The following is a 26,323-nucleotide window of genomic DNA, read 5'->3' on the forward strand; positions in this document are numbered from 1 at the left end:
GCAATTGGATTCACACAGCTAAATAACCCACATCTATGAAAAAAGTAACCGGCATCGGCGGCGTATTTTTTAAAAGCGACGACCCTAAAGCCATCAGCGATTGGTACGCCAAAAACCTCGGTTTGCCAGTTGGCCCATACGGCACCACCTTCGAATGGCTGCACGAGGACGATGCCTCTAAAAAAGGATCTACCAGCTGGTGCGCCTTCCCCGGCGATACCAAATACTTCAACCCTTCCGAAAAGCCTTTTATGATCAATTACCGCGTGGCGGATCTGGCTGCATTGGTGGAAGAACTGAAAAGCGAGAACGTAACCATTGTAGACGAGATAGCGGAGTATGACTACGGCAAATTCGTGCATATCCTGGATCCCGAAGGCAACATCATCGAACTTTGGGAACCGGGGGATGAATCGGTGTTGTAATTTCCGGCTGCAAATAAAAAACTAATTACGCCCTGGGCTGTTCTCTATTGCACTCTTTTCCAAACCTCGTCGTAGCCATTCCCTTTTATATAAAATAGCGAATCGGTAAGGCGGTATTTAAAGGTGCCTATTTTACCATTCATATACTGGGCGTACCCGGGGCCGCCAACGGCTTCTATCAATATAGAGTAAGTCTTATTTTGGGTGTCGAGCTTGTACGACCCGGAGAAGGCTGCGTTGACCTGCTTTTTTGAGTATTGTATATCGGTAACTAAAAATCTGTCGCCCGTAATAGTCTGATATCTGATCTGGCCGGGCTGCCCGGCGTAGTTGGTGTCAACAACACCATTCTGCATAATTTGCCAGGTGCCTATTAAAGCTTTTTGATCTGTAATTGCTCTTTTTGAACTGAGGCATGCCGAAAAAATAAAAGTGCAGCATGCAAAAAAGACGAAGGATAAAATGGTTAATTTTTTCATTGCATTTGTTTTTAGGTTAAATAAATCAATTATGTAACTATAGAGTTTCCGGATACTATCGCGAATAGTATCCGTTGTTTTACCTAACCAATCGGCCATTCCCGGCGTTGAATTGTAAACTTCCTGACCCAGGGCTGCGAAGATCAGCTTTATCGTATAACTCCTTGGCGTTACTTCCCCTGCTTCTATCCGTTGCAGTGTACGTATGCTTAAATTACATTTTCCGACAAGTTCTTCCTGTGTTAACCCTTTGGCTTTTCTAAGTTTCGCAATCTTTTTGCCTAAGCTTGGTTGTTGCATGGTTATGTAAAATTCTGAGGCAATGTTATTATTAACACAACCAATATACAATAAATGCCGCCGTATTTATTGCCGACATTCACCCGACATTTTGGATGCTGTATTAACATAGCGCGTTAACTATTGAACATTAATATGATGTAAACAGGCAAACCAAATCCCTCTCCGCCTGTTCTCTTTATACATCTAAATAAGGAGAAACATACCATGGATAAGTTAGAAATAAAGGGCGGCTGGAACGAGCTGAAAGGAAAAATAAAACAAGCCTACGGCGACCTGACCGACGACGACCTGGCCCACGAAGAAGGCAAGGACGATGAAACCCTTGGCCGCATCCAGAAAAAAACCGGCAAGACCCGTGAGGATTTGGTGAACTGGATAAATAGTCTTTAGTGGTTAGAGGCCAGAGGTTGGAGATTAATTCTTAAGACTACGAAATAAAATTGCCCTGCATAGCGGGGCTTTTTTTATTTCCTGCGGGAAGCAACGTTTGGCGCAAACAGGTGTCGATTAACTAAACTATTAACACCTTATGAAGCAAAGCTACCTGCTCCTGTTCCTTATTTTCCCGTTTTTGGCATTGGCTCAGCCAAAACTGACTGCCTTGCCCTCGTCTAACGATTTATCCCCCGAACTTAACCGCATTAAGGCCGATGCGAAAATCGATGTGGATTCTGCCGCAAAGCTGCTCTCTCGCTGGCAGCGTTACCCCGAAATAAAGACCAAAGGCATCAATTACCTCTTTTATTACAATGATGAACGCATCGGTGCTATTCCTTTGCGGGTGTTTATCCCGCCAACCTACGATAGCAGCAAGCCCAATGCTTGCGTATTGGTATTGCATGGCGCTGTGGGTAGCAGCCATTTTACAGATATAGATACTCTCGGTAATACCGACGAAGACATTTTGGTAGACCCACTAAAGACTCAGGGGTACATCATCATACAGCCGATAGGCGACAAAGTAAAGGGGTTTACGTGGGGAGGGCAGACCCAACATTATGGAGAAGCTTATCGATGGAACAGGTCTTATGATATTTTGGCACGGATGCTTATCGAGCTGAAGCGGGTGTTGAACATTGATGATAACAGAGTATATAGTTTTGGCCATTCAGATGGTGCAGACGGTGCTATTGGTCTCGGCATTTACAAGCCCGACCAATTTGCCGGTGTGGTTGCATATAACACCATGTTTTATAATCTTTTCGCGCATGATTATTATATCCGTAATATTCAAAACCTGCCCCTTTACGAAGTGCATTCTGATAAGGACCAATTGCGGCGAATAGCAGTTACCAGGCAAATTGTAGATTCTATAAAGCGGTTTAGCAAGCAAATCTTTTATAAGGAATACGCAGGTTACGAGCATTACGATAAGCACCTCAGTATAGACGAACCTTTTGCGGATAAATTCATGAAGCGCCTGGTGCGTAACCCTTATCAGACAAACCTCTACTGGGAAACCATGCAAAACAGCCCCTATAATTCTATAGACTGGATAAAGATTGTGGCCGATACGACAGTAAATTCTGCGGCATGGCACCAGCCGTGTGATGTAAAAGAAAGGTATTTTTTTGAAAGAGATAAAGTATGGCGCGAGTCTAACCTCTACAGTCCCCTTAAAAGCGCCGCCGTTAAAGCCAGTTACAGTAATAATGTTTTCACTCTCCAAACATCGGGCGTTACCGAAGCGGAACTGAAGATAAGCTCAAAGATGGTAGACCTGAAAAAGCCCGTAACCGTAATAGCCAACGGCAAACAAGTATTTAAAGGTATGGTGAAGGCCGATAAGGCTTATCTGTTGGATAATTTCCAGCGTAATGCCGATAGGGCTGCATTGTGGGTTAACAGCATTAAGGTGAAAATAGATTAAAGTTTGTATTTTACAGCACCCAACGCAATCCCAATGCCTGAATCTGCAATAACGCCCGAGCAAAGCAAAAGTAAAATACGCTATATCGACCACCTCAAAGTGGTACTGACGGTGCTGGTAATCATGCACCATGCCTTTATCACTTACGGCGCGCCGGGTGGTTGGTATTACAGCCAGAAAACAACCCTGCTAGGGGCAATTGTACCCATGACGGCTTTCGTTGCCGTTAACCAGGCGTTTTTTATGGGTTTCTTCTTTTTCCTCTCGGCATTGTTTATCCCCTCATCGTACGATAAAAAAGGACCTGCCAAATTCCTTGCCGATAGGCTGATAAGGCTGGGGCTGCCGCTGGTGTTTTACTCCTGCGTGTTGTCGCCTTTCCTCAGTTTTATGGTGTACAACTATACCGGCACGCATCCACAGATAACCTATGCGCAATTCCTCGGCGGGTTCGATGGCTGGATTAACTTCGGCGTGCTGTGGTTTGTGGCTGCCCTGTTGATATTTACCCTCGCCTACGCTTTGTTCCGAACGTTTATGGATGACAGGCATGTTTTAAAAACTTTTCCATCCGCAGTAAAAATACTGCTCTTTGCCACCACCCTTGGTATAATAACTTATTTCGTGCGCATTGTTTTCCCGGTAGGCTGGGTGCTGAAGCCGCTGGGTTTCCAGCCGGGGCATTTTCCGCAATATATCGCCATGTTTATATTGGGTCTCATCGCCTCGCGCAGCAAATGGATAGCCAACGCCGATTATAAAACCGGCAAAACCATGCGGGCCATTGCCTTATGTTTGGTGTTCATCGGGTTCCCATTGTTTTTCGTAACGCGGCAATTATTGGGTTTCCCGGTAGAATATTATAACGTTGGTGGGCATTGGCAAAGCTTATGGTATGCCGTATGGGAGCAACTGGTAGGCTTCAGCATCGTGGCCGCCCTGCTTTGCATCGGCAAAACGAAATGGAACGGGCCATCCAAATTTTTAAGCCTGCTCTCCCGCAGCACGTTTGCAGTTTACATCTTCCACCCACTGATATTGATAGGCCTCTCAGTGGCATTGCATAGCTGGGCCATAGAGCCTGCTTTGAAATTATTGGTAGTGGCGCCGCTGGCGGTTATCGGTAGCTTTTTGCTGGGATTGTTGGTGGTGAGGATACCGGGGGTGAACAGGGTGGTTTAGCGTTTTTTTGATTTCACGCAAAGGCGCAAAGCCGCTAAGAAGTGCGCTCATAACTGTGCGTCTTAGCGCCTTTGCGTGATAAAAATCTTCAATAAGATTAGCGAAAGATTTCATTTAAATCCAAAACCAACCCGGGTAGCACAGTCGACTTTAATAAATCATTCTTTTGTACATATTGATTTAAGGAATATTTGCCATCTGTCAGTGCGTATAAATCAGCATTTTCCTGAAAAGGGTCGACAACAATGTATTCCTTAACGCCATATTTTTCGTAGATGTCCTTTTTGGGCCGTAAATCATAATAGGCGTTCGTCGGACATAATATTTCAAATACTATATCAGGTGCTCCGTAGATGTAATCCTTTATGATATCCTTGCGACTTTCTGCGATGTAAACAAAGTCGGGTTGAAATGAATTAGATTCATCTAAAATAGTTTCTATTGGCCCCATGATGAAAGTGCCTTCATTTTCGGTCTCGTCGCGAAAGTTCATGATCGCCGCGATTAATCTACCCAATACTTGTTGATGCGTTGTGGTTCGCGATGGCCAATCTATGAGGCAGCCATTTATATACTGATATGGCGCGCCAATTGGCATTGCCATGTATTCATCCAGCGTAACTTTCTTTTCGAAGCGAAGCATAAGTTAAATATAGTTATTTTTGCCGTCGATGACAAAACCTTCCAAACCCACCATATTGGTTGTAAACGATGATGGCGTGACCGCCCCGGGCATCAAAAGCCTGATGCATGTGATGAAAGAACTGGGCCGCGTGGTGGTGGTGGCGCCGGATAGTCCGCAGTCGGGCATGGGGCATGCTATCACCATTGGCAAGCCGCTCCGTTTAGATAAGGTTGACCTTTACGAGGGCATCGAAATATATAGTTGCAGCGGCACGCCTGTAGATTGTGTAAAGCTGGCCGTTACCAAAATATTCAAGGGCCAAAAGCCCGACCTGTGCGTATCGGGCATCAACCACGGGTTAAACAATTCTATCAACGTGTTGTACTCGGGTACGATGTCGGCAGCGGTAGAGGGGGCTATTGAAAGTATCCCTTCGATAGGCTTCTCACTGGACGATTACTCTTTGCAGGCCAATTTTGCGCATTGCGAAAAATTCATCAAAGAGATAGCCCTGCAGGTTTTGCAGAACGGTTTGCCTGTGGGCACACTGCTCAACGTGAACTTCCCGAACACACACGATATAAAAGGCATTAAAATATGCCGCCAGGCCAACGCCAAATGGGCCGAGGAATTCGACCAGCGGATGGACCCCTATAAACGCCCTTATTACTGGCTCACCGGTGTTTTTCAAAATAACGACCAGGGCCAGGATACCGATGTTTGGGCACTGGAACATAACTATGCTTCGGTAGTGCCCGTACAGTTTGATATGACGGCGCACCACGCCATCCCCGTTTTAAATACCTGGAATTTTAATGTTTAATAAGAATAGCGTAGGCCTTGGCTTTGTGCTGGGCAGTATCATTCCGGTATTAAGCTGGGTGGTGTTTGAGTATATACTGCAGAACGATGCCTTTATTTTGGATAAGCCGGCTGTACCCTACCTTATCGCCATGGGCCTGAATTTGGTACTGCTGCGTTATTGCCTCAAGAATAATATGGAAGATACAGCTAAGGGTATAATGATGTTTACCTTTGCCTTTATGCTGGTGGTTTTTTTGTTTAAGATACATATCCGATGAAGTATTAATCTGGGACGTACCCTTTATTGAAGCGGCTAAGCAATTCCCTGATGTGGGTTTCTCCACTGCTTTCACTCGCGTCTAAGCATACTATAGAGTCAATATTTATTACATCATCATTAGCGACGTAGATCGCAAACCACAACTCTTCCTCTATTTCATTGTCCCAGCTAGTCATAATATCGAAAGGTGGCAAATAATCAAATTCATAATCAGGGTCTACTTTTCGGTATACAATTTCTTCGTCTATAATATCATGCAACAATTCGCCTTGCTCACCTGTTGCACAAACGTAACAAGCATTTTGATCAATCAACTTATTAGAAATCTCAAATAACTTGGTTTTGGGCTGATTGGCAGCTATTACAAAAGCCAACCAGTTTTCGCTTGGAAGATGTTTACTCCATGGAACTTCTGTACTGTATTTTTCATAAAAAATTTTTCTGTTATTGACTATTGCTAACTCAATCATGGTAAAACTAAAATAGCTATTCAATCATCGATAAACAATAAATTACTTATTATCATTGCAGCATGAAATATTACCTGGTTGCTGGCGAAGCCTCCGGCGATTTGCATGGCGCGAATCTGATGAAGGCAATGAAGGCGGAAGACCCCAAAGCGGAGTTCCGTTATTTCGGCGGCGACCTGATGCAGGCCGAGGGGGGCACCCTGGTAAAGCACTACGAGGATATGGCCTTTATGGGCTTTGTAGAAGTGGTAGCCAACTTGCGCACCATCCTCAAAAATATGAGCCTTTGCAAAAAGGATATTGTGGCTTATCAGCCGGATGTTTTAGTACTGATAGATTTCCCCGGCTTTAACCTCAAGATAGCCGGGTTTGCCAAAAAGAAAGGGCTGCTGGTTTGCTACTATATCTCGCCCAAAGTGTGGGCCTGGAACCAGAAACGGGTTTTAAAGATAAAAAAGTCTGTCGACCACTTGTTTTGCATCCTGCCGTTTGAGGTGGAGTTTTACAAAACCTGGGGCATGGATATCGATTACGTAGGCAACCCGCTGCTGGATGCCGTGGCCGCCTTTACACCCAACCCCGATTTCCTTAAAAATAATATGCTGCTTTCGGGCAAAAAGATCGTTGCCCTGTTGCCCGGTAGCCGCAAGCAAGAAATTAGCCGCCTGCTGCCCGATATGGCCAAGGTTGCCGAACGCTTTACCAATTACCAATTCGTGATTGCGGGTGCGCCAACTTTCGATGCCCAGTATTATGCACAGTATATCGGCGGTGTGCATATCCCTGTGGTCTTCAATGCTACGTACGATTTGCTGGCCAATGCCGAAGCCGCTATCGTGGCCTCGGGCACGGCCACTTTAGAAACCGCCCTGCTCAATGTGCCGCAGGTGGTGGTTTACAAAGGAAACGCGCTAACCATTGGCATTGCCAAAATGCTGGTGAAGATAAAATTCATATCGCTGGTAAACCTCATTATGGATAAGCCGGTAGTAAAAGAACTGATACAGCAGGACTGTGAATCTCACAGCATCTCCAACGAACTGGATAAACTGGTAGGGCTAGTCGATTACCGCCAACAGATGCTGGCCAACTACGATTTGCTCGACGAGAGGATGGGCACGCCCGGCGCATCGGCCAAAACGGCTGCGCTTATCGTTAAATATGCCTCAAAAAAATAAGGCTCCGCATTACTGCCGAGCCTCACTTTTCTCAAAGGACTGTTTTAGATAGATAAAGAATATATGTAGATCAGGCGGCCGACAAAGTTTGTTGTGCAGTCTGGTTGTTGCGGGTGGTAAATAGGCCTCTCTCCTTTAAAGCCTTCAGGTCTTCCATTAATAAGTTTTTCAATTCGTTATCAAAACGGGCAAAAAGTTTGCTGGTAGCTGGTTTTTTGTAGGCTTTCATAGGTAGATGCTTTATAAGGTGTTTACAAGGTTTGTTTTGCTTAGGCTATGCTTAAACGGTTGGCGTTTATGGCCATCATTTGGTCTCTAACGGCCTTGATAGCTTTTAAATCACTCATTAAGATTACTTTCAATTCCCTGTCGAAACGGGTTGCCAATTTGCTTACCGATGTATTTTTCGTTGAAGTTTTCATAGTCAATATTTTTAAATTATTAGTTTTTTGTTTCGTTGTCTGTTGCTTCGTCCTGGTTTTCTTCGAGGTTGTCGTGCCTGCGCTTCGCCTCCCTCATTTGCCTTTCCAGTTGTTCTTCTTCTCTGTGGTCGGCTGGTTTTTCCGGGGCTACCGGGTTTTCCCATTCCTTTTGTTCTGCCGGCGCTTCTGGTTTCTTATCGATTTCCATGGTGTCTCCGTTTGATTATACTTATTCCAACTCTGTGCCAAAAAACCGGCAGCGCCAAAAAAAAGTGGCAGCTGGCAGCTTTTTTTTTTTACGTTATGTACAAAAACGTAGAAAATGGGCCTTTTTAAACGGTTTTAAGGGGATCCCCTACGGATGCTATACAAAAAATTAGTGCAGGGTGTGGTAATTGGTGGTCAGCGAGTGTTCGGTAAAAGTGTACGGTGTCCGTTTTCAGACGCTCCGCTGCATGGTTTTGCGCGTTGCCATGTGTATGATGATAGCAATGGCCGACAACACGATGCCGATAACGCATACGCCCGGCCAACCGTAAACGCCCCAAACACGTGTAGCCAGGAAGGTACCTGTGGCACCGCCTATAAAATAGGCCACCATGTACACGGTATTGATGCGGTTGCGCGCCGCCGGGTTAAGCGAGAAGATGATAGCCTGGTTAGAGATGTGCGTAGCCTGCACCCCCATATCCATAATAATAACGCCGATAATTAAGCCCGCTATGCTATATGCCGAAAACCAGAAGATGACGAACGAAATTAATACGAGTGCCAAAGTGATGGTTGATAATTTGTAGGCATCCATCTTATCGCTCAGGCGGCCCATCAGTCCGGCGGCGATGGCGCCGAAAGCACCCACTAGCCCGAAGGCACCGGCCACATCGCTGCCCTCGTTGAAGTTCTGTTTGAGCATGAATACCAGGGTGGTCCAAAATGCGCTGAAAGCGGCGAAACAAAGCGCGCCACGCAGGGCCGCCAGGCGCAGCTTGGGTTCGTTCTTCGCCAGATCTACCAGCGACTGCATCAGCTGGCGGTAGTTGCCTTTATAATCGGGCTCAACCTCGGGCAGCATCAGGTAGATGAGCAGCCACATCAGTACCATAATGCCCGCCGCTATGATATACATAACGCGCCAGCCGAAATGAGCACCCGCGAAACCGCTGAGCGTGCGCGACAGCAAAATGCCTATCAACAAGCCGCTCATGATGAAGCCGATTTTTTTGCCCCGCTCCGCCGGACTGGCCAGATGCGCGGCCATGGGCACCAGCAGCATACCCATAACCGATGCTGCGCCTAATAAAAACCCTGATAACAATAGTATATGTATGTTAGGCGCAAAGGCGGTTAATAGCAGTGCCGAAACGATGAAGGCAAATTCGATAAGCATTAAACGCTTGCGCTTCACCATATCTGCCAGCGGGATTACGAAAAAGATGCCGGCGGCGTAGCCCAGTTGGGTAAGCATGGATAGCTGACCCACCTTACCATTGCTTACGCTGAAGGTTTGGGCCATATCTTCCAGCAAGGGTTGGTTATAATACAGGTTGGCCACAACAAGCCCGGTGGTAATTGTCATTACCCAGAGAGTGGTAGTGGTTAATTCGGGCTTATGTGTTGTAACGGCCATTTTTTAAGATATTAACAAAGGTGTTAAAGTATTTTTAACATTCGGTCAGCAAAAATTCATAAAAAATTGAAAATATTTCAAGTAATTTGCGTTATCTTTGATAATACAATAACGAAAAAAGTACATTGATATAAGGATGACAAAAAAATTACAAATAAATTCTTTGTAATTCAAAACTAAGTGTTACTTTTACACCATCAACAACGACATAGTCGGTTGATACATAAAATAGTCTTCTCATAATTTAGGTTTATAATTGGTTAGTAAAGGCCCCTGCCCATCAGGGGCTTTACTTTTTTACAAGAATTTGGACCGCATCGGTGATTTTGCAGCATTTTGCATATTAGGTTGAATAATGCATTATAATTAACGGGGAAGTAAAAAATGTCAATGTGGTTTTATTTGATTGATTCTTATCCACGAATTGATGTTTTAAAGCCGTCGTCTCCTTAACGTGTGAGATGATTAAAGTTTTGTTTGATTAGGTTCATTATTTGAATATTATCATTCTTTAAAAACACACTCCGAAATATCTGATTATTAAACAAAATGTTCCATTTATCGGATTCCGCGCTTATTCCCTGCACTGCTAATTCGCGAACAGAGCAACTTAGTATGTATAGTTCAGATAATTTCACAAAGAAGTAGTTGTTTCTAGCCGATTTGGAAATAAACCATTTTTCATTAATGGAAGCTATAGTCTGAACAATAATTTCCACTTCCTTGTCTAAAGGCTCTTGCTCGGCGTTGCGAACCCTAAATTCGACGATATAATCTAAATAGTCAGTTTGTACAAGCTCATGGATATAATAATTTTGATCATGTTCAAGGTTTTCCATGAAAGAAAGCCATTTATCGAAAACCAATTTCAAAAAAACATTAATCTGATCAGCGTTTGCACGCTTGGCAAATTGATTTAAAAGCTGATTTTTTGCGGCTGTGTTGCTATCCGACGCTTTGAAATGAAAGCAATTTGTGATAACCTCACTCAAATCTACTCGAGACATCCCGGATAATTGGCGCCCAATTGAGGCATTCCTAAGTAAATCTGACTTAAAATAATTGAGCACCTGAAAATAAAACGATTTTGACAGCGAATAAATTTGAGCAAATAATATTGCCCCAGCCTTGATTTCATATTTAATTTCTTCTTTTTGACGTGCATCGGATAATTGCCTCAGTATTTCAAATAGCAGCCATTGATTTGAAAATGTATATGATGACAGCCCAATAAGGTCTTTTTTAGACATCCATTGAAGGGCGGAAATAAACTCGACGGGTTGAGATTTAAGTCGGAGTAAATTGGCGAATTGTTCAGGGTTTAACGAAAAAAGTACGTTATATAGTTGTTCAATCAGATTTCCTGTCATGATACCTCTTCCGTTTTCCATAGACTGGATTAGATTATAGACCTTCATCAGCTTCCCATCTGCAATGCCAGCAAAATAGTTATCAAACATTTCCTTTTCATGATACGGTGTGTTCTGAGGTGCCGATAATTGAGCCCGAAACATCTTGACCATGTCAAATACCTTTCCCGTCAACATTTCAATTTTATCAGGATGGATATTATTTAATTCGATAAAATAATTGATAGTCACATCGTTGTTGCTGCCCCAATTGACGCGTGAAGTTAAGGCGGAATAAACGCAGAGAAAAATTAGGAGGTCGCGAAGGTTGGTTTCCTCAAACGCTTTTTTAAAAGTGGCATGGAGAAATGTTACAATTTCAGCAAGCTCAGACTCGGCTTCGTCTCTATTCTTAGGATAGTCTAATTTCGCCAAAATTGTTCTGATTGTAGACCAAATTTCGTGCGCACTGTTATCAAGATTTCCATTTACAATCTCTACCGGGCTAGATTGTTGCCATTTGTCAAAATAAGATTGGAAAGTAACACATGGACGTGCCTGTTTGGCTGACACTTTATTTAATATATCTACCGTGATTTCCATACGATACAATTGTTATTGTCAAGCACTTTCCATAATTCTTCAAATGCATCGACTACACGTTGCGGATGAGACAGTTCCTGTAAAATATGATGATGGTTTTTTCCAAAGGAATTGACTGATGTTCCTAAAGAGTACGCTTTGGCGGGACGATCTTCTGTTGCTGGAAAGATTAGAAACCGGTCATGAAAAGCCCAGCCATATCCAGGACGCTGACATCTGAATTCTAACTTCAACCCCAAATTATTACTCGTAGGAATGGCTAATTTGCTCTTAAAGTCGTCTAACAAGATCTGGATGTAATCCTTAGGCCCTGCTTTTTTCTCGAAAAGTATATCTAATATCCGTCTAAACTTTGACCGATACTGTTTTGGTGGAAGATAACCATATATTTTTGCCACACTATCGTTGAGTGCCCCAATTGCAAGAAGTGGAACATTAGCGGTTTTTGAAAAATATAAGGTTTGTAAAATATCTTCGGGTCGGAGATAAGGATCCCATAGGTAAACTCCAGCTTCATCATAAGTTTCAATCAACTTTCGCAAATCACGCAGTGCTTCATCCCTTTGATCGTTGTGTATGCCATACTGTTTAAATGCTAGTGATCGTTCCAGCCGTTCCTGTTCTTCGTTATATAAGCGACTAGAAATATGTCGGCTATAGATTTTTTTAGAAGTTTCCCCCACAGTAAACCTTTGGACGCTAGCAATCTCGACTTTTTGAATCACTCCATCTATTTCAAACATCCTCGGCTCCGGAAATACAACACCCATATTTGTGGAGAGAGCGTTGAGATAAGCTCCTTGAAAACTAAATAACAAAAGGTTTGGCTGCCTACGCCATAAATTGATTGTTGTTTTCTGATCATTATTACCAATGGTAACAATCTGCGTAGTTTTTTTTTCATAGTCTACCAATGCCGCCCCCATATAATTCTTATCTAGTTTAGAATTCACTTCTATCAAGCAGTCAGGTATATTCTTTACAAGATGATGCCACGCAAAGGAAATATTAACACCCTTTTTGTCTGTTAGAGATGATGATGAAATATCGACTAAATTTATCGGGAATTGGAAAATAACATTGCCAGCACGGTCTCGCAGAGTGGTGAGGTCGATTGGTATTATATGTTTGACGCGTTCACAAAGCGCCTCATATTTTTTTCTTTCCTTGTAGTCTAGAATAAAGGAAAGTTCAGTTTTGGTTTCATCAAAGAATTCTAGGATATAGCAACCAACATCAAAGTTGTTTTTCAAAGCCTTATTGATAGAATTGCCATCGGTATGTAGAATATATTGTTTTGGCAATTTCTTTTCTGCTTTTATCTTCAATCTTGTATCGCCTTCATAGTTCCATCTCCCAGACTCATGTAATTCTTCGAAAACTGTCTTTAATTCTGGTATGCTTAAGTGGTATTGTTGAATGCCCAAAGAAATAGTTTTTGTCACGGGCACCCTATCACCTAGAAAACGTTGATTCCTACCCGTGAAACCGGATTCTTGCAGAACTGCAATTATAAAAAAATTGGTGACGGTCTTATCGACTTTGTCTATCAAGAACAGTTGCGTGACTTCGCAACTGTTGAAAAAACCGATATTCCCAGCTTCTACAAGCGTGTTAAAATCTAAAAGCATGATGAATAAATATAGCTCTTTAATAACTTGAATTAGACTTTATTATCATTTGCCATCTTACCTTCCTCAATCAGCCCACATCTTGTAATCCAGCTTCTGACCTCACGAACATTCCTATCATGAATTCAAGACTACCCTCAACCCATAACGTCGGTGGCAATAATTTCCCCATAGCATTTGATGCCTCTTCCCCGTCTACCACCCTGGAATTTCCTGGAAATCCATAGCTAAAACTGTACGATTTATTGGAAAAAGCGGGAATTTTTTTCAGGGCCTGCACAGGCCGTATTTAGCCAAAAACGGCCATTCCATGCAAATTTCGCCCTTTTTATGCTTGCAAAGAAAAAGCGATAACAAAACGTAAAAACACGCAAAAAACACAGAAAAACGCAGATTTTTGAAGGTATTTCAGCAAATTTAAGCCTGTCGCAAGGGGCAAAAAACGTTGGGTATGCTGTCCTCCGGTCTGGCCAATTCTACCGGATCTGTCCAACATTTCTATAAAATAAAACGGGACAAACATCACATGCCAGGTGTGGCAATAAAACGCATTTCTGGTTGTGTACATTAATAGGTAACCCTGGCAACCGCTAAACCGCAGAAGCCCATTTTTGCAGTTTGTGAACCAGATCGTCCAATTTAAAGGGCTTGCTTATATAGTCGTCCATGCCTGCATCCATACAAGTCTTCAGGTCGGCTGGCAGCGCGTTGGCTGTCATAGCGATGATAGCCGGGCGGTTTGGGAAACGTTTTTTTATTATTTGCGTGGCTTCCAGGCCATCCATTTTTGGCATTTGTATATCCATCAAAATAACATCGTACGTTTTTTTATTCACAAAATCCAGGGCCTCCAGGCCGTCTGCAGCCAGGTCGACCTCAAACCCCAGTTTGCTCAAAATTTTCATGATCAATTTCTGGTTCATCTGGTTATCCTCTGCTACCAAAATACTTAAGGGATACATTTCCGAAAAGTTCTCCGGCAGTGCCCGTTTAGGCGTATCGGGCTGCTGATGATCGCTCACAGTTGAATTTACCTGCCTGCTAAGTTCCTTTACGATGTGTTTAAATAAAATATGCTGCTTTGCCGGCTTGGTTAATATGGAGCAGAAAAGGGTGGGATGATCTTTATGCAAAATATAGTTTACCGAACTTAACAGCATTATTGGTAATTCGGGATATTCGCTGCGGATTATGGTTGCCAGTTGTATGCCGTCCATCGAGGGCATTTGCATATCAGTAATTACCAGTTTAAAATCGTTCGCCTCAGTTAATGCTTTAAGTGCCTGTTCGCCCGATTTTGCAATCACCGGGTTTAATTTCCATTGTTCTAACTGGCCTTTTAAAATGCGGCAATTGGTATCATTATCATCAACAGCCAAAATTTTAAAGTTGGCAAAACCGTTCATGTCATAATTTTCATGGGTTGGCTCGGGCAGCATGCTTTTTTGCGAGCGGATAGCAAACCGGAACGTACTTCCTTTGCCAATTTCGCTTTCTACGCTAATTTGGCCGCCCATTAACCTTACCAATTGTTCGCTTATAACCAGGCCAAGACCCGTGCCGCCGTACTGCCGTGTTGTTGACGAATCTACCTGTGAAAATGCTTTGAACAAGCGGTGCAGCTTATCGGCAGGGATACCAATGCCGGTATCCTTTATATCAAAACCCAGTTCAATTTGGTTATCATGCGAAATGCTAAGTAAGCGCACGTTCACAAAAATTTCTCCCTTTTTTGTAAACTTAATAGCGTTGCTTATTAAATTGATGAGTACCTGCCTAAGCCTTAAACTGTCGCCAATTATTTGGGCAGGCACATTGTAATCTATCTGGTAAACCAAATCCAGCTTTAAATGCGCTGCTTTTACCGTAAATACATCAAAAACTTCTTCAATACAGGTACGCAGGCTAAAATCCTTTTCTTCCAGCTCCATATTGCCCGATTCTATTTTAGAAAAATCTAAAATATCATTGATCACCGCCAGCAGGTCTTCGCCGCAGGTCTGTATAGATTCGGCAAAGGCCCGCTGTTCGTCATCCAAAGGGGTTTCGCCAAGTAAGGCTGCCATGCCTATCACGCCGTTCATAGGCGTGCGTATCTCATGGCTCATGGTAGCCAAAAATATACTTTTAGCCTTGTTAGCTTCTTCTGCCTCCAGTGCCAATTTCTTTTCAACCTCTATTGCACGCGCTAATTGCTCTGTGCGCTCTTTAACCTGCCGCTCCAGTTCGGTTTTCTGTTTCTGAATAGCGCGTGTGCGAATAAAGTAAAACGCAGGCCCACTAAAAGCAAATAGTAAACCCGCGGCTAATTTAAACCACCAGGTAAGCCAAAAAGGAGGTTTTATGTAGATACTGATAGCCGTGCCTTTGTCGTTCCATTTACCGTCGTTATTTGAGGCCTTAACCCTAAATGTGTAATTCCCCGGGTCGAGGTTGGTGTAGGTGGCTGTGCGTTTACTGCCAACATAATTCCAGTCTTTATCAAAATTCTCCAGCTTATAAGCGTATTGGTTCTTTTCGGGGAAGGTATAATTAAGGGCTGCAAACTCAAACGTAAATACAGAATGCTTGTAGGATAAGTTTAGAGTGCTTGTTTCGCTGATATCTTTCTGCAGTGGCGATTTTTCGCCGCCGGCAACAACCGGTTTGTTAAATATCTCAAAATTAGTAATATATACCGGTGGAATAAAGCTATTGTCTTTTAAACTATCGGGATGAAAGGTGCTGAAACCGTTTACACCGCCAAAAAACATTTCACCGTCCTCAGTTTGAAAACTGGAATGCCCTTTAAACTCATCTCCCTGTAACCCGTCAGAAACACCGTAGTTCCTGGTTGCTTTGGTTTTAGGGTCGAACCGGCAGAGCCCCTTGTTGGTGCTTAGCCATAAATTACCTTTACGGTCTTTTAAAATGTTATAAATCGTATTGTTGGGTAAGCCATCGTTTTCGGTGTATGCGGTAAATGTTTGGGTGCGCCTGTTTAAATAGTTTAAACCACCGCCGTTGGTGCCAATCCACATATCTCCGTTGCCCGCCTCGGCAATAGCTTCTATAGTATTGGTTGATAGGCTGTGCTTATTCCCTTCATCATGTTTATAATGCGTAAAGCGGCCGCTTTTGATATTCAGCATTTCCAGCCCGCTATCGGTACCCACCCATATATTGCCTTGCTTATCCTCAAATATAATATTGCTGATATCGCTTGCAATGCTGGTGCTATCTCCGGGTTTATTGCGGTAGTGTGTAAAAACACCGGTTTTAACATTGTAATGATTAAGCCCCCCTTTCCAGGTTCCTATCCATATATTGCCATCGCGGGTTTTATACAAATTGTTAACATCCGATAGGGAGAGGCTGTTCTGGTTGTTTGCCTGCGGCATGTGATGCTTAAAAATACCCGTTCTTTTATCGAACAAGTCGAACCCGCCAATGTGGTACCCCAGCGCCATCAGGTTTTCATCTATTTGCACAATCGCCATTATGTAATCGTTGCTTACAGAGCGGGCGCTGGTACTATTTTGGCGGTAATGCACAAAGGTTTTTGTTTTCCTGTTGAATAAATTAAGACCGCCGCCATCGGTGCCTATCCAAATATTGTCGCTGTTGCCGTCTCCCGATATGGATAGCACGTTGTTATTTGATAAACTATTGGGATTGTTGGGGATTTGGCTGTAGGTGTTGAACTTATTGCCAAACCGGGGTGAAAAATTTACGCCGCCCGAATACGTACCTATCCACGTATTTCCGACATCATCTTTATACAGGCAATAAACCGAGTTGCTGCTAAGGCTGGATGGGTCGTTCGCATCAAATGTGTAGGCATTAAACTTATTGGCGCGGTAGTCAAATACATTAAGCCCACCGTTCTCTGTCCCTACCCACAATTTGCCGTCGTTGCTTTCCAGCATCGAAAGGATATCATTATGGCTGATACTGTTGGGGTTATTAGGGTTGTGCTTAAAATTTGTAAACGAATTGTTTTTTGAGTTATACAACGCCAGCCCGGCGCCATGCGTGCCGGCCCAAATATTCCCTTTGCTATCTTTATAAACAGCTTTTACCCAACTGGCGCCTATACTGTTTTTGTTTGCGGGATCGTGTGCGTAGCGGATAAACTTGCCATTTTGCGGGTTAAATTGATACAAGCCATTATCCGTTGCTATCCAAAGCAGGCCATTATTATCCTGGGTAACCTGGTATATAAAATCGTCGGCTAAACGGTGTGTGCTTTCACTGGTGTGCGTAAATTTCTTAAACGTACCGTTTGCCGCATTAAATAAATACAGCCCCATACTGGTGCCCAGCCATATCCTTTTTTGCGCATCCCAAAAAACAGACTTAACCGAAAGTGCTAAATTGTTGTTTGGGTAATGGATAAATGTATTGGTTGCACGGTCGAACCTGTCGAGCCCGCTTTCCGTGCCTATCCACAAATTACCGGCACTATCTTCGGTTAGTGCTAAAACATAATTATCAATAATGGTGGTTTTGTTATTTTGGTTGTGTTTGTAATGGGTAAACTTATAGCCATCATACTTATCCAAACCATCTTCTGTGCCAAACCACATAAAACCCCTGCTGTCTTTCAAAACGGCGCTTACATGGCTTTGCGAAAGCCCTTGGTTTGTAGAAAGTTGCTTGAATTTAAGATCGCGGGTTTGCGAATAAGATAAACCGGGGTTAAGCAGGCATAAACACGAAATAAAAAGAAATATTTGCTTCATTTTATCGCATTAGTGATTTTGTTGCAAATGATTTTTTAACTGCCCCACCGGATGTTTAAGTAAAAATAAATATTACAGCGGTAAAATAATACTATAGGTTTCGGCAGGTAATAATGCCAATCCCTCGAACTTTTATTCGATTAACCTGATACCCACTCATACGGAGTTTTAGCGAATTTGTTGCAATTTATATTCCATTACGGATTATAGTTGATTGTGGTATTCGCCTTACATATAGCCGAATTTGTATTTATTATTTCCGCATTACCAAGATGGCCGCTTTCAATGGTTCAAGGCGCAATACGCTACTGATGGTTTCATCATTTAAAACGTTTTGGTACACCGTGCCCGGCTGCAAGGGGTAAGCAATTGCCCCATCCTCCAGGTTGAAGAATACCAGCACTTCGTTTTGGTCGTCATATCTTCTATAGATGAGGGTATGGCCTTCAGCAGCTATAAACTCTATCTTGCCATTTGCCAGTACAGGGTTATCCTTGCGTATGGCGATGAGTTTTTTATACCAATCGAATTGCTGCTGATTAAAGCCAACCTTATCGTATTGCTTGTCGCCCGGTTGCAGGTTGTTGCGGGTTTCATCGGCGAATTGGTAATCGGGCCACCAGAGGGGTTTACGCGGGTCGGGATCGTCGGCGCCCCACATGCCCATTTCCTCGCCGTTCCATATTTGGGGCGCGCCTATGCTGGTGAACAAGTGTACCAGGTACAGGCGCAGGCGTTTGTAAGTTTCCGCGTCGGGTTTGCCGGTGTGGTAATTGGCGTTATCGCGCGGGTTTGCCTGGAATTTGTATTTATTGGTGTTATAAAAATCGGTAAGCAGGCGGGGGGTATCATGCGTGCTCGATACGTTCATCATGGCATAGCGCTTATCCTCGGGCAGGCGGTTCCACTCGTGCTCTAACTCGTTCCTGAACTGCGCCGCATCCAGCGGGAAATCTGTTTTGGCGAAGAAATAGCGTGCCGGGCGGTAGGCCTGGTAAAACATCACGGCGTCGAATACGTCACCCTGGGTGTAGGGTGTCGGGTCCATCAGTTTATCGGGCCAGGTATCCCACCAAATCTCGCCCACCAAATAAGCATCAGGTTTTATGCTTCGCACTTCCCTGCGGAAATCCCGCCAGAAGCCGAGGCCTATCTGGTCGGCAACGTCCAGGCGGAAGCCGTCGATACCGTCAGTAGCCTTGCCATTAGGCGCCAACCAGCGTTGCGTTACGGCAAAGATGTGCCTTTTGGCGCCTTCGTTTATATTGCCCTCATAGGGCTGACCGTTTTGGCGGTGGGTGCTAACATCAACCTTGCGTATCTCGGGCAGGCTGGCAACGCCCACCCAGCCGGTGTAGGCAAATTCGTTTTGCGGGGTGTTGGCATCGTCAAATGAACTTATCTCGTACCAATCTTTATACGCCGAGTGCGACTGGTTCTTGAGCACATCCTGCCATGCCCAAAACATAACGCCGGTGTGGTTCCAGGAGTAATCCATAATGATGCGCATGCCGCGGCGGTGCACCTCGCGCACCAATTTCAGGAACAGCTTGTCGGCGGCAGTCCATTTCCAGGTGGCTGGGTCGGCAGGGTTTTCAGTAGCGATGAGCTTGATGTCGCCCTCCGGATCGGGCCCGAAGTTTACGTCGATATGGTGATAATTGCGGGCATCATATTTATGCGCCGAGGGTGCATCGTTCAGCGGATTCATGAACAGGGCGGTTACGCCCAGGTTTTGTAGGTAATCGAGTTTATCTAAAACGCCCTGCAAATCGCCACCGTAGCGGCGGTAGTACATATTGTCGTTAAAGCTGCGGTTCAATTCCCAGCCCTGCTGGCCGTACCAATCTTCGGTCCATTGATTAACCGTCCATCCTTCTGGGGCAGTTTGGCCCATGGGCGGGATGTTGATATCCTGCGGCCTGGGGTTGTTTTTGCTATCGCCGTTGCGGAAACGTTCGGGGAATATCTGGTACCATATGGCGCTCTTGCTCCATTCGGGCGCTTTATCAAAGGGCGTTACAGGGTTTTGTCCCTCTGAGGCAAAAGCGGCGAACAGGCAGATGAGCATAACAGTGGTTTTTTTCATGACGGGCATGAGCGGGTTAATAATTGCCGGGCAGTGCCCGTTTCAAATATAGGCACTTAATTGTTCCACAAGCAAACGAATGCCTGGCAATGCAGTTGAAATAAACCTTAAAAAAAGGGCGTTTTCTATATGTGATAATACCGTTAAAAGATATTTTAATATATATTATTATTAGCAAAAATACCGTGAAAACACCTATTGCATACCTGATATAAAGTATTTATCTTCATTTCACTATTCCTTATTAGCCGTGGCCATAATAAACAACGCTTTTTAATCATCAAACAAACTCTGATTTAATATTTGGGGGTGCTCTTTATTATTGTTTGGTAGTCAGCGTATTGTATTTTTAGCAACACTACGGAATATACTGGTAATAAAAAGAGTGTAATAAACCTTATGCTAATATTATGTCTGAAGATATCGAATCCCTTTATAAAACTATAACCGACAATATCCTATCAACCAGGGGGCAGTGCGTGTTGATATTAGGGCCGGAACTATCTGTTAATAAGGGTGGCGTAGGGTATAAAAAATATTTTAGGGAAATCATCAAAAAAAGTGCCCCAAAATCAAAATACCTTGGGCGCGATAATCTTTTTTATTTTAACGATAGTACCGACGAAAATAAAATTGTAAGGCAAGTATCAGAATTTTATGAGGAGGTTGGCGACCCTGTTTTATTGGAGATGATTTCGCGCATCGAATTCCCTTTAATAATTAATGTTTGCCCGGATATTGCGCTAAATAAGGTCTACAACGCTAAGAACATAAAATTTAAGGACGGGTATTTTACAAAGGAATCCATTAAAGAATTTAAATCACTGCCAATTCCCACAAAACGGATGCCCGTGATATATAATATATTTGGCGTAATTGGGGTGGATCAGTCCTTGATATTTACGCACAGTAAGCTATATCAATCTATCCAGGACCTCTTACCGGAAAAATCTACACCCGTAAACATCGAATATTACGTAAAAAATACAGCCAACAGTTTCCTGTTTTTGGGTTTTAAATTCGATTCCTGGTATTATCAGCTCATCTGCCATAAACTTGGTTTGCAACCCAAGAAAAATATTTGTACGCCATTCATCAACGAAAGCGAAAATGTAGGTGTCATCATGAAGAAGTCCTTCAATATGAACTTCACTACGGAGAATTCGATGGAATGCATTCACAATATCATCAAACGATGTGGTGACAAGCTTCGCAAACCAAGCCCTACCGGGCGTTACAGCACTTTTATTTCTTATGCTTGGAATGATAAAGCGAATAACAACAAACCAGGCGTTGAGTTAAATGAGAGGCGGGAAAATATCGTTAACCTGATCCAACAGGAATTTAATAAAAAGGAAGAAGGAGAAACGAATTTATATACTCTGTTTAGGGATAGAGATGACCTGAGTTACGGCGATAGCATCGATTCGTTTATGCACACTATCGGGGCCGGGAAAACAGTCATCATCGTTGTTACGGATAAGTATCTAAAATCGGAATACTGTATGATAGAGGCTTTAAGAGTGCTTGAGTACAACGACCCCGAGAAAAGGGTATTTATAATATTAATGGCAGATGCCTCAAGAATTATTAAAGATGAAACAGCCAAGAAGGAGCTGGAGAAAACCTATAAAAAATATTGGTATGATAAGAGCCAGGTGCTATTAAACGACCCCAACAAGCTTGGAAGGATGGAGTTTAACAACTGCGTTAAAATTTACCGGTTTGTTGATGAGTTCATTTTAAGAGCAGGTGACAAGAAAAACTTTTCAATTTCGTACGACGACGTGATTTTGAACACAAAGAAAAAGTATGAAATAGTTGAGCAAAGGAAGGACGAATTTTCGGATTTAATGAAAACAATTAAGGCGAAATTAAAGGAAAATTAAAATGAAAAAAAGGTTCCGTTATCCCGGGTTAAGCTATTTTACCGACGAAGATTACGACATTTTTTGTGGGAGAGTTGACGACTCGCAAAAATTGTTTACTCAAGTGGCGTTAAGTAATACAACCGTGTTACATGCGGAATCGGGCACGGGGAAAAGTTCATTGATACAAGCCGGCCTTATACCTCTTTTAAAAAAAAATAAAACCAAATATTTTCCTGTTACTTTCCGGTTCGATCGGAAAAAAAAAATAGTTAATGAAGACCTTACGGAGTCTGTTGCCGGTACATCTTTATTGCACGATGTTATAGACAAAATAAAAGACATGCTCCCCGCTCTTAGCGCGCAAAGCTTACCTTATATAGCAGATACGGAAGAAAGCCTTTGGCTACTTGCGAAAAAGTTTTCCAAAGAAAAGGGCCAAAATAAACTGCTGCTCATATTCGATCAGTTCGAAGAACTGCAGCGCTTCTCTGCAGATGAGGTTTTAGATTTTAAAAAGGCCATTGCAGAATTATTAAGCCCGAATATCCCTGACCAGATCTATAAAGAAATTCAGAAACAAACGTCTGTCATATTCTCCCGTAAAAACTTATCAAAAAAGCAACGCGAAGAATTTAATAAAAACAGCGACTTTTTTAATAAAGCCCTCGAAGTAAAATTACTGTTTGTGGTAAGGGAAGATAAATTGGGTACAATGAGCCTGTTATCTGACTATTTCCCCGACATATTAAAAAATGATTTTGTACTAAAGCCATTAAGTGTTGACGAGGCCCGCCGGGCAATTAATAAGCCATCACAAGCAAAAGGAGATTTTTGGTCGCCGATATTTACCGTAGAAAAAGATGCGGTTGAAACCATCTTATCAGAACTTAAAGATACCGTTACCGAACTTGTTGACCCTATGCAGATACAAATCGTATGCAGCAGGATAGAGAGAAAAGTGGTGCTGAATATAAAAGATGATGAGGTTGTTTCGGTAAACAAAACGAAAATACTGCAAGGTGATGTACCCCCTATAGGCGATATCATCAACGATTTTTACCTTGATACCTGGGAGGATGTTAAAGAAAAGATAGCAGCCGAAAAAATAGTATTAAGCGATGAAGAATTCAATCAGAAACGAAAAGCGATAGTGTCGTTACTGGTAGTCAGCGGAAGCCGGAATATGGTGCTCTCGGCTTTATTGGTGAACCGCGCGACTAAAAAGTTAGATGAGACGATTGTCAACACACTGCTTTCAACAGGATTGATAAGGGAGATACCCTCGGGTGCCGAAAAATTTTACCAGTTATGTCACGACAGGTTTATACAGCCTATGAACGACGATATTTTGGGACTTGAAGCGAAGGAAAGAGAGGAACGCGAAAAACAGAAAATAAAGGAGGCCGCCGAGTTTGAGTTCAAACAAGCTGTAGAAAAAGCAGAACGTGATAAAATAGAAGCAGAACAGCAAGCAAAAATAAACCAACGCGAATTTGAAACTAAGTTGGCTGCGGAAGCCAGCAAGAGAAGATACATGCTCATTCTTTATGTAACGGTGGTAACTACACTCCTGCTCATCATTTTCGGCGGAATAATTTTGCGCAATGCGAAGAAGAATGAAATGGATGCCAGGCAAGACCGAATACTCACCATATTAAAAACGATAAGAAAAGAGAACCCTACTTTAAGCCTTGTTATAGCCGAACAGGCAAGGAACACCTATAATAACGACAAGAAGATGGACTTGTTTATAAGCAATTGTGATTCCCTGAATTACGCTTATATGCAACGGTCGTATCCCGTATCTACAGAATTAATATCTGCAAATGTTTCTCCGGACAACAAGGAGATTAATGTATTGGAAACAGGCGGCCTGTTAAAATTGGATATAAAAAGCGGCCTGCAGACGCCGACTTATAAGTCACCGGATGCAGTATTCTTAAAGGAGTTTGATTTGTTAGGCAAGAAGAACTATCTGGTGTTACACGGAGATTCAATTGAGGCCTTAGACGAGAAATTCCGTGTAAAAAAGCGTTTCAAAGGTTGGGATGACAATAAAAATATCGTGGTCTCAAAAGATGGAAGCTTTATTCTTTTGGGACAAATTGTGTTTAATTATAAAACGGGCAAAGAAATAGGCGTTTTGCCCCAAACGGTTATTAACGATCATGACCAAATGATCGCTCTTTTTTTGAATGATAGCAAACATATAGCCGTTGGTTATTGGAGCGGATATGTTGTTATTTTTAGGGTAGACGAAACAAAAAAAGATAAAATAAGGATAACCAAGATATACCGACCTACCAAAGGGCGGGCAAATTCTGTTATTACGTCCCTCGCTGTAGATTCAAAGGATGACTATTTGGTTACCGGCAATAGGGAAAGCGATGTGGGCATCTGGAAAATAAATAAACTGGACAGTATAGACAGGATCTGTGACAAATTAGATGCAAAGCATTATTTAAAACCAATTGCGGAAAGGATGCTGGCCACCAGGCCTTATAAGATATTCAGTGGACATTCAGACAATATCAATAGTGTTTCGATTTCGCCTGGCGACAGCCTTGTGCTAAGCGGGAGTAAGGATCATTACGCGATATTATGGCAGTTAAAAACAGGAAAAAAAATCGCTGTAATGAAAGGTAGTGAGGCCTCTGTTAATTACGCCGCATTTGCACAGGATGGGCAGCAGATGATAACAGCAACCGATGATGGCATAGTGTTTTTATGGAGCCGAGGTCGTGGTTCAACACTATATAAAAATAAAATGATTGCTAATTTTTCTCCATTTGCATATTACAATGTAGGGCTTGGAAAAAACGAAAGTTTTTTAAAAATGTTTGACGATACCACCAACGTTAACAACCTATATAAAGCAACATTAAATTATATTACGGATATGCCTGTTAAAAATCTTTACCCCGGAGACCAAGAGTATATACCTATAATAAACCATTCGTTAAAGGAAATTGATTTAATGTTTCAGTCTTTAATTAACAAGCGAGAGTTTAGAACCAAAATAACATCCGCCCAAAAATTGCTGCTTTATAAATTCTACAATGATCTCTTTTTACGGACACCCGAACTACTGTTCAAAGCTGAAAATACACAGGCGCGATACACGCGTTTTGCGAAACATCACCAACAAAATATAAGCATGCTATTATTAGATACAACCGACACAAAAACCGCAGTGTCAGATGCAGGAGACTTTCGTTTCATTGCACAGTACTATAGGGATTCTACCACTAATTATAGCCGAAGCATCGCTTATTTAAAAAATGCCATTTTTACGATGGATGCCTTCAATAAAAAAATGCCGCAAAATAAAGCCGTTGCGCAACAAAGGATCCTTAATTATGGAGATTTAGCAATAAGCTATTTATATGCCAAAAAAGCGGATTCTGCGATGGCTATGATCACAAAATTAAAAACGATAAAAGATGGCGATGGCATTGCCGACATGCAAACGGTACAGGTTCTTTTGCTGCAAGACAACTACAATGCTGCGATGCAACTATTTGATAAGAAAAAATTTACGATAGTTACGCAGGCTCCGGCTATGACATTAAAAGGGCTGCTCATTCCTCAACTGGATAAATTGAAAACTAAAAACATTTCATCACCGGCAATGGATAAGTTTATAAAGTATATTAACGGTGAACGCTAAATACGTTGTGCCATTTTTATTTAAAATACCAATTAATTCAACCTTACACCACAGACAATTTTAAATCCCAAACAATGGACGCGAAAACGTTTAATAATTACGTCGAAGAAAGGTACAAGGGCCAAATGCTCTATTACAAATCAGCATCAGCAAAAAATCAAAACAAATACAAGCAGTTTCAATGGGTGCTTATTGTACTCTCGGCAACCACGCCGGTTTTTGCAGCTTTGAAAGAAATAAAATTCGGAACAGCAAGCACGTCTCCTGTTTTGGATTTAAATGTTATCGTACTCATTATCTCGAGCATTGTGGCTATTTTAACTACTGGCTTGAAAACGTTTAGTTATCAGGAACTTTGGGTAAATGCGCGGGCAACTTACGAGAAACTGAAGCCGGAGATTCATTACTACAGCTTTGGCATTGGCCCTTATGGTGCTCCCGAAGTTAATAAAGAGACGGTATTTGTAACACGCGTGGAAGCCATATTGAGTGCCGAGCACGATGTTTGGCCACCCGCAAAAACTTCAAAGCAAGAAATGGGTGAAGCTGACACAAAAGATAAAGAAGGCAAAAAAGACGAGCCAACAGAATAATTCGTGCCCCGGCACTTATTGCGACCCGTCTACTTCCAAAGTTGTACCTTTTTTCATGACTGGCATGAGCGGATTAATCAATTGCCGGGCGGTGCCCGTTTCAAATATAGGTAATATTGTTGCCTGCC

The 26,323-nt window shown here is 42.6% G+C and carries 21 protein-coding genes and 1 pseudogene; 10 read left to right on the top strand and 12 right to left on the bottom strand.

All coding sequences use genetic code 11. The features are described 5' to 3' along the window. Nucleotides 1-35 precede the first annotated feature (35 nt). The gene (locus tag AC1DXC_RS13060) at nt 36-425 is read left to right on the top strand and encodes a VOC family protein (RefSeq protein ID WP_477459586.1); all 390 of its coding nucleotides are present in this window, start codon (nt 36-38) and stop codon (nt 423-425) included. Nucleotides 426-469: 44 nt separating this feature from the next. Here the strand turns inward: AC1DXC_RS13060 and AC1DXC_RS13065 are convergent, their stop codons facing one another. Together AC1DXC_RS13065 and AC1DXC_RS13070 are read right to left on the bottom strand one after the other, a co-directional pair. Then, nucleotides 470-904: a hypothetical protein gene (locus AC1DXC_RS13065; RefSeq protein ID WP_477459716.1), complete on the bottom strand. Its 435-nt coding sequence runs from the start codon at nt 902-904 to the stop codon at nt 470-472. A 138-nt stretch (nt 905-1,042) separates the two neighbouring features. After that, nucleotides 1,043-1,204, bottom strand: a pseudogene (locus AC1DXC_RS13070) (helix-turn-helix domain-containing protein); the annotation flags it as partial. A 207-nt stretch (nt 1,205-1,411) separates the two neighbouring features. Between AC1DXC_RS13070 and AC1DXC_RS13075 the strand changes: the two are divergent. The 3 genes from AC1DXC_RS13075 to AC1DXC_RS13085 all read left to right on the top strand — a co-directional run bounded on the left by AC1DXC_RS13075 (nt 1,412) and on the right by AC1DXC_RS13085 (nt 4,259). Further along, a complete protein-coding gene (locus AC1DXC_RS13075; RefSeq protein ID WP_477459587.1) occupies nt 1,412-1,597 on the top strand; it encodes a CsbD family protein in 186 nt (61 codons plus the stop codon). A gap of 139 nt (nt 1,598-1,736) precedes the next feature. Continuing rightward, entirely contained in the window at nt 1,737-3,077 is a 1,341-nt protein-coding gene (locus AC1DXC_RS13080) for a hypothetical protein (RefSeq protein ID WP_477459588.1), read from the top strand. A 33-nt stretch (nt 3,078-3,110) separates the two neighbouring features. Next, nucleotides 3,111-4,259, top strand: a complete 1,149-nt coding sequence (locus AC1DXC_RS13085; RefSeq protein ID WP_477459589.1) for an acyltransferase family protein — start codon at nt 3,111-3,113, stop codon at nt 4,257-4,259. A gap of 97 nt (nt 4,260-4,356) precedes the next feature. Here AC1DXC_RS13085 and AC1DXC_RS13090 read toward each other — a convergent pair whose 3' ends face one another. Continuing rightward, the gene (locus tag AC1DXC_RS13090) at nt 4,357-4,902 is read right to left on the bottom strand and encodes a Uma2 family endonuclease (protein ID WP_477459590.1); all 546 of its coding nucleotides are present in this window, start codon (nt 4,900-4,902) and stop codon (nt 4,357-4,359) included. Between the two features lie 28 nt (nt 4,903-4,930). On the opposite strand from AC1DXC_RS13090, the gene surE reads away from it, so the two are divergent. Together surE and AC1DXC_RS13100 are read left to right on the top strand one after the other, a co-directional pair. Next, nucleotides 4,931-5,707 (top strand): 5'/3'-nucleotidase SurE, encoded by a 777-nt coding sequence (gene surE / locus AC1DXC_RS13095; RefSeq protein WP_477459591.1) that lies wholly within the window; start codon nt 4,931-4,933, stop codon nt 5,705-5,707. Then, nucleotides 5,700-5,966: a hypothetical protein gene (locus AC1DXC_RS13100; RefSeq protein WP_477459592.1), complete on the top strand. Its 267-nt coding sequence runs from the start codon at nt 5,700-5,702 to the stop codon at nt 5,964-5,966. The genes surE and AC1DXC_RS13100 overlap by 8 nt, the downstream gene beginning before the upstream one ends. Before the next feature lie 4 nt (nt 5,967-5,970). Here the strand turns inward: AC1DXC_RS13100 and AC1DXC_RS13105 are convergent, their stop codons facing one another. Next, nucleotides 5,971-6,438 carry a DUF7684 family protein gene (locus tag AC1DXC_RS13105; protein WP_477459593.1) on the bottom strand — a complete coding sequence of 156 codons (468 nt, stop codon included), beginning with the start codon at nt 6,436-6,438 and terminating at the stop codon, nt 5,971-5,973. Between the two features lie 62 nt (nt 6,439-6,500). Between AC1DXC_RS13105 and lpxB the strand changes: the two genes are divergently transcribed. Beyond that, entirely contained in the window at nt 6,501-7,616 is a 1,116-nt protein-coding gene (lpxB, locus tag AC1DXC_RS13110; RefSeq protein WP_477459594.1) for a lipid-A-disaccharide synthase, read from the top strand. A 70-nt stretch (nt 7,617-7,686) separates the two neighbouring features. On the opposite strand, the gene AC1DXC_RS13115 is transcribed toward lpxB, so the two are convergent. From AC1DXC_RS13115 to AC1DXC_RS13150, 8 genes are all read right to left on the bottom strand, one after another. Beyond that, nucleotides 7,687-7,845, bottom strand: a complete 159-nt coding sequence (locus AC1DXC_RS13115) for a hypothetical protein (RefSeq protein ID WP_477459595.1) — start codon at nt 7,843-7,845, stop codon at nt 7,687-7,689. A gap of 40 nt (nt 7,846-7,885) precedes the next feature. Beyond that, nucleotides 7,886-8,038 carry a hypothetical protein gene (locus tag AC1DXC_RS13120; RefSeq protein ID WP_477459596.1) on the bottom strand — a complete coding sequence of 51 codons (153 nt, stop codon included), beginning with the start codon at nt 8,036-8,038 and terminating at the stop codon, nt 7,886-7,888. A gap of 19 nt (nt 8,039-8,057) precedes the next feature. Continuing rightward, a complete protein-coding gene (locus AC1DXC_RS13125) occupies nt 8,058-8,246 on the bottom strand; it encodes a hypothetical protein (RefSeq protein WP_477459597.1) in 189 nt (62 codons plus the stop codon). 231 nt (nt 8,247-8,477) lie between these two features. Next, nucleotides 8,478-9,665, bottom strand: coding sequence for an MFS transporter (locus AC1DXC_RS13130; protein WP_477459598.1), 1,188 nt, complete (start codon nt 9,663-9,665; stop codon nt 8,478-8,480). A gap of 449 nt (nt 9,666-10,114) precedes the next feature. Next, nucleotides 10,115-11,617: a hypothetical protein gene (locus tag AC1DXC_RS13135; RefSeq protein WP_477459599.1), complete on the bottom strand. Its 1,503-nt coding sequence runs from the start codon at nt 11,615-11,617 to the stop codon at nt 10,115-10,117. Continuing rightward, nucleotides 11,602-13,248, bottom strand: a complete 1,647-nt coding sequence (locus AC1DXC_RS13140) for a VPA1262 family N-terminal domain-containing protein (RefSeq protein ID WP_477459600.1) — start codon at nt 13,246-13,248, stop codon at nt 11,602-11,604. Before AC1DXC_RS13140 ends, AC1DXC_RS13135 begins: the two co-directional genes overlap by 16 nt. Nucleotides 13,249-13,838: 590 nt before the next feature. Further along, the gene (locus tag AC1DXC_RS13145; RefSeq protein WP_477459601.1) at nt 13,839-17,972 is read right to left on the bottom strand and encodes a hybrid sensor histidine kinase/response regulator; all 4,134 of its coding nucleotides are present in this window, start codon (nt 17,970-17,972) and stop codon (nt 13,839-13,841) included. A 253-nt stretch (nt 17,973-18,225) separates the two neighbouring features. Continuing rightward, complete coding sequence (locus tag AC1DXC_RS13150) at nt 18,226-20,061, bottom strand: glycoside hydrolase family 13 protein (protein WP_477459602.1); 1,836 nt, start codon at nt 20,059-20,061, stop codon at nt 18,226-18,228. Between the two features lie 410 nt (nt 20,062-20,471). Between AC1DXC_RS13150 and AC1DXC_RS13155 the strand changes: the two genes are divergently transcribed. The 3 genes from AC1DXC_RS13155 to AC1DXC_RS13165 all read left to right on the top strand — a co-directional run bounded on the left by AC1DXC_RS13155 (nt 20,472) and on the right by AC1DXC_RS13165 (nt 26,195). Next, complete coding sequence (locus AC1DXC_RS13155) at nt 20,472-21,950, top strand: toll/interleukin-1 receptor domain-containing protein (RefSeq protein WP_477459603.1); 1,479 nt, start codon at nt 20,472-20,474, stop codon at nt 21,948-21,950. A gap of 1 nt (nt 21,951) precedes the next feature. Further along, on the top strand, nt 21,952-25,602 hold the full coding sequence (locus AC1DXC_RS13160) for a WD40 repeat domain-containing protein (RefSeq protein ID WP_477459604.1): 3,651 nt from the start codon (nt 21,952-21,954) through the stop codon (nt 25,600-25,602). Between the two features lie 74 nt (nt 25,603-25,676). Further along, the gene (locus AC1DXC_RS13165; protein ID WP_477459605.1) at nt 25,677-26,195 is read left to right on the top strand and encodes a DUF4231 domain-containing protein; all 519 of its coding nucleotides are present in this window, start codon (nt 25,677-25,679) and stop codon (nt 26,193-26,195) included. Nucleotides 26,196-26,323: the final 128 nt, after the last annotated feature.

The sequence above is a fragment of the Mucilaginibacter sp. P2_D11 genome, assembly GCF_056404435.1.

Excerpts from the sequence above, each read along its gene's own strand:
- AC1DXC_RS13105 (WP_477459593.1), bottom strand. The coding sequence starts at position 6,438 with ATGATTGAGTTAGCAATAGTCAATAACAGAAAAATTTTTTATGAAAAA.
- AC1DXC_RS13120 (WP_477459596.1), bottom strand. The coding sequence starts at position 8,038 with ATGAAAACTTCAACGAAAAATACATCGGTAAGCAAATTGGCAACCCGT.
- AC1DXC_RS13165 (WP_477459605.1), top strand. The coding sequence starts at position 25,677 with ATGGACGCGAAAACGTTTAATAATTACGTCGAAGAAAGGTACAAGGGC.
- surE (WP_477459591.1), top strand. The coding sequence starts at position 4,931 with ATGACAAAACCTTCCAAACCCACCATATTGGTTGTAAACGATGATGGC.
- AC1DXC_RS13065 (WP_477459716.1), bottom strand. The coding sequence starts at position 904 with ATGAAAAAATTAACCATTTTATCCTTCGTCTTTTTTGCATGCTGCACT.
- AC1DXC_RS13130 (WP_477459598.1), bottom strand. The coding sequence starts at position 9,665 with ATGGCCGTTACAACACATAAGCCCGAATTAACCACTACCACTCTCTGG.
- AC1DXC_RS13145 (WP_477459601.1), bottom strand. The coding sequence starts at position 17,972 with ATGAAGCAAATATTTCTTTTTATTTCGTGTTTATGCCTGCTTAACCCC.
- AC1DXC_RS13135 (WP_477459599.1), bottom strand. The coding sequence starts at position 11,617 with ATGGAAATCACGGTAGATATATTAAATAAAGTGTCAGCCAAACAGGCA.
- AC1DXC_RS13100 (WP_477459592.1), top strand. The coding sequence starts at position 5,700 with ATGTTTAATAAGAATAGCGTAGGCCTTGGCTTTGTGCTGGGCAGTATC.
- lpxB (WP_477459594.1), top strand. The coding sequence starts at position 6,501 with ATGAAATATTACCTGGTTGCTGGCGAAGCCTCCGGCGATTTGCATGGC.
- AC1DXC_RS13125 (WP_477459597.1), bottom strand. The coding sequence starts at position 8,246 with ATGGAAATCGATAAGAAACCAGAAGCGCCGGCAGAACAAAAGGAATGG.
- AC1DXC_RS13085 (WP_477459589.1), top strand. The coding sequence starts at position 3,111 with ATGCCTGAATCTGCAATAACGCCCGAGCAAAGCAAAAGTAAAATACGC.
- AC1DXC_RS13140 (WP_477459600.1), bottom strand. The coding sequence starts at position 13,248 with ATGCTTTTAGATTTTAACACGCTTGTAGAAGCTGGGAATATCGGTTTT.
- AC1DXC_RS13155 (WP_477459603.1), top strand. The coding sequence starts at position 20,472 with ATGTCTGAAGATATCGAATCCCTTTATAAAACTATAACCGACAATATC.
- AC1DXC_RS13080 (WP_477459588.1), top strand. The coding sequence starts at position 1,737 with ATGAAGCAAAGCTACCTGCTCCTGTTCCTTATTTTCCCGTTTTTGGCA.
- AC1DXC_RS13075 (WP_477459587.1), top strand. The coding sequence starts at position 1,412 with ATGGATAAGTTAGAAATAAAGGGCGGCTGGAACGAGCTGAAAGGAAAA.
- AC1DXC_RS13115 (WP_477459595.1), bottom strand. The coding sequence starts at position 7,845 with ATGAAAGCCTACAAAAAACCAGCTACCAGCAAACTTTTTGCCCGTTTT.
- AC1DXC_RS13160 (WP_477459604.1), top strand. The coding sequence starts at position 21,952 with ATGAAAAAAAGGTTCCGTTATCCCGGGTTAAGCTATTTTACCGACGAA.
- AC1DXC_RS13150 (WP_477459602.1), bottom strand. The coding sequence starts at position 20,061 with ATGAAAAAAACCACTGTTATGCTCATCTGCCTGTTCGCCGCTTTTGCC.
- AC1DXC_RS13060 (WP_477459586.1), top strand. The coding sequence starts at position 36 with ATGAAAAAAGTAACCGGCATCGGCGGCGTATTTTTTAAAAGCGACGAC.
- AC1DXC_RS13090 (WP_477459590.1), bottom strand. The coding sequence starts at position 4,902 with ATGCTTCGCTTCGAAAAGAAAGTTACGCTGGATGAATACATGGCAATG.